4 protein-coding genes are annotated in these 2,954 nt (G+C 69.3%); all 4 read right to left on the reverse strand.

Features of this window, described 5'->3' with window-relative positions; genetic code table 11:
* Positions 1–998 (reverse strand): sulfate/molybdate ABC transporter ATP-binding protein (locus tag LQV45_RS23530; protein WP_230009064.1); only part of this gene is annotated, 998 nt, incomplete at its 3' end.
* Positions 995–1,816, reverse strand: coding sequence for an ABC transporter permease (locus LQV45_RS23535; protein ID WP_230009065.1), 822 nt, complete (start codon positions 1,814–1,816; stop codon positions 995–997). The genes LQV45_RS23535 and LQV45_RS23530, both read right to left, overlap by 4 nt.
* 5 nt (positions 1,817–1,821) lie before the next feature.
* A complete protein-coding gene (gene modA / locus LQV45_RS23540) occupies positions 1,822–2,640 on the reverse strand; it encodes a molybdate ABC transporter substrate-binding protein (protein WP_230009066.1) in 819 nt (272 codons plus the stop codon).
* Positions 2,637–2,954: molybdopterin-binding protein (locus LQV45_RS23545; protein WP_230009067.1), on the reverse strand; the 318-nt coding region annotated here is incomplete at its 5' end. The genes LQV45_RS23545 and modA, both read right to left, overlap by 4 nt.

The raw sequence follows: 2,954 nt of genomic DNA on the forward strand, positions 1-2,954 counted from the left end.
ATTCCGGGGATGAGGCCGAGGTCGGCTGACGCGGCCGGGGTGATGTCGGCGGAGAGCCGACCGGCACGGACACGGATCTGATCGCCGTGTGGCTCCAGGTCCGTGATGATCACTTGAAATGAGTTTCGCGGGCTGCCGTGCTCTTCGGTGAGGAACACCGATACCGCCGAGGGCGGAAAGACCGCCACTCCGTCCTGCCCGGGCTCGACGGACTCGTCCCGGTGGCCCGCGACGACCATGCCCTCGGCGGTGGTCACCCCGGCGTCGCTGACGGTGCCCGCCACCAGGTTCAGCCCGGCCAGCCCGGCGGCGAACCGGCTGCGCGGTTTTTCCAGGACTTCGCGGGTGGGGCCCTGTTCGGTGATCCGGCCGTCCTCGAGGACGATCACCCGGTCGGCCAGCATGAGGGCGTCGAGGATGTCGTGGGTGATGATGATGGCCCGGCGGCCGGCGAGGACGCGCTTGAGGAGCCGGCGGAGCAGCGGGGCGGCATGGATGTCGAGCGCGGCCATGGGCTCGTCCAGGAGCAGCAGGTCGGGGTCGGCGGCGAGGGCGCGGGCCACGGCCACCCGCTGGGCCTGTCCGCCGGAGAGCTGTCCGGGGCGCCGGGAGGCGAGGGAGCCGGCGTCGACTTCGCTGAGCCAGTGCCTGGCCGTTTCGCGGGCAGCGGCGCTGGAGGCGCCGGCGCTGCGTGGCCCGAACGCGACGTTGTCCAGTGCGCTGAGGTGCGGAAACAGGAGGGCTTCCTGGGCCAGCAGCGCCGTGCCCCGGGTGTGCGGGGCGCGCCAGATGTTGGTGTCCGCGCTCAGGTCGAAGAGGACTTTTTCGCCGATCGTGGCTTTGCCGGCATCGGGGCGCAGCAGGCCGGAGATGATCGAGAGGAGCGTCGATTTACCGGCCCCGTTGGGCCCGAGGATGGCGATTGTCTCGGCCGGTCCGAGGCTGAAGGAGACCTCGAAGCCCCGCGCGGCAAGGGTTGCGTCCAGCTGAAAGGTCACCGGAGTGCTCCTTCCGGTGCCACGCCAAGGCGCGGGCGCCGGTAGGAGAGACCGACGACGGCCACCGCCACGGCGACCAGCAGGAGGGAGAGCGCGACGGCGGCGTCGGCGTCGGTTTCGCGTTGCAGATAGATCTCCAGCGGCAGGGTGCGGGTGACGCCCTGCAGGCTGCCGGCGAAGGTCAGGGTAGCACCGAATTCGCCCAGGCTGCGGGCGAAGGACAGAACGGCGCCGGAGGCCAGTCCGGGGAGCACCAGCGGGATGGTCACCCGGCGCAGCACCGTGCCCGGGCGCGCGCCGAGGGTCGCGGCGACCGCCTCATACTTGTTGCCGGCGGTGCGCAGGGCGCCTTCGAGGCTGACCACCAGGAACGGCAGGGCAACGTACGTCTGGGCGAGGACGACCGCGGTGGTGGAGAAGGCGATCTGGATTCCGGCCAGTTCCAGGCTTTTGCCCAGCAGTCCCTGGCGGCCGAAGGTGTAGAGCAGGGCGATGCCTCCCACCACGGGAGGCAGGACCAGCGGCAGCAGGACGAAGGCCCGGAGCAGGCGCTGGCCCGGGAACGGGCTTCGGGCCAGGATGAGTGCGAGCGGCACGCCGAGGACGATGCAGGAGGCGGTGCTCGCCGCGGAGGTACGCAGGCTCAGGCCGAGCGCGGTGAGTGAGGATTCGGAGGTGATCAGCGGGATGAAGTCGGACCAGTTGACCCTGGCGACCATTGCCACCAGCGGCAGCAGGACGAAGAGTGCCCCTGCTGCCGCGATGGCGTAAATCCATGCCGGGATGCCTGTGTACCCGGTGCCGCTGCGCCTGTGCATGCCGCTTACGGGGTGCCGAATCCGGCGTCGCTCAAGACCTGCTTGCCCTCGCTGCCGGTGACCGCTGCGATGAAGGCAGCGGCGAGCTCCTTGTTCTTGCCCGTGCCGACCGTGGCGATGGGGTAGGTATTTACGGCCTGGTCCGACTCGGCGAAGGGGATGCCTCTGACCTTGTCTCCGGCGTTCTTGACGTCCGTAACGTAGACCAGCCCGGCGTCGGCCTCACCCGAGGTGACCTTGCCCAGGACATCCGTGACGGACGATTCCTCGCTGACCGGCGCCAGGGTGGTGCCGGTGGCTTTTTCGACGGTCTCGGCAGCGGCGCCGCAGGGAACCTGCGGTGCACAGACCACCACCTTCACGCCCGGTTTGGCGAGGTCGGCGAAGGAGCTGATCGATGCCGGGTTGGACGGCGGAACCGCGATCTCCAGGACGTTCGTGGCGAAGTTGGCCGGGGCGCCGTCGATCAGTTCCGCATCGGTCAGCTTGGTCATGTTCTTGGTGTCGGCGGAGGCAAAGACGTCGGCCGGGGCGCCCTGGGTGATCTGCGTGACCAGGTCCGAGGAGCCGGCAAAGTTCAAAGTGATTTTGGTGTCGGGGTTCTTCGCCTCGAAGTCGCTGGCCAGCTTGGTGAAGGTCGATTTCAGCGAGGCCGCGGCGTAAACGGTGATCGCTCCGGACAGCGTGGGGGTCTCACTGGCCCCGGCGCTGGAGTTGGAGCCGGTTCCGGCTGCCCCGGGTGTGCCGGCGGCACAGCCGGCCAGGCCTGCGGCCAGGGCGCCGGCCGCCAGCAGTGCGGGGACGTGCTTGCGCGCGGTCCTCATATGAGGCTCTTTCCGTGGGGCGTTTCGATGATGACGGTGGTGGCTTTGACCACGGCGGTCGCCACGGATCCAAGCTCCAGGCCCAGTTCCCGGACGGCTTCGCTGCTCATCAGGGACACGACGCGGAAGGGCCCGCACTGCAGCTCAACCTGTGCCATGACTTTGTCAGCGGTGATGCCCGTGACCAGGCCGACGAACCGGTTGCGGGCGGAGCGGCCTATCTTGGTGGGGTCATCGGGAAGCTGTGCCTGGTCGCGGGCCAGGTGGGCAAGTTCCAGGCCGTCCACGGCCAGCCGGCCGGAGTCATCCTTGAC

The sequence above is a fragment of the Microbacterium sp. Bi128 genome (assembly GCF_918698205.1).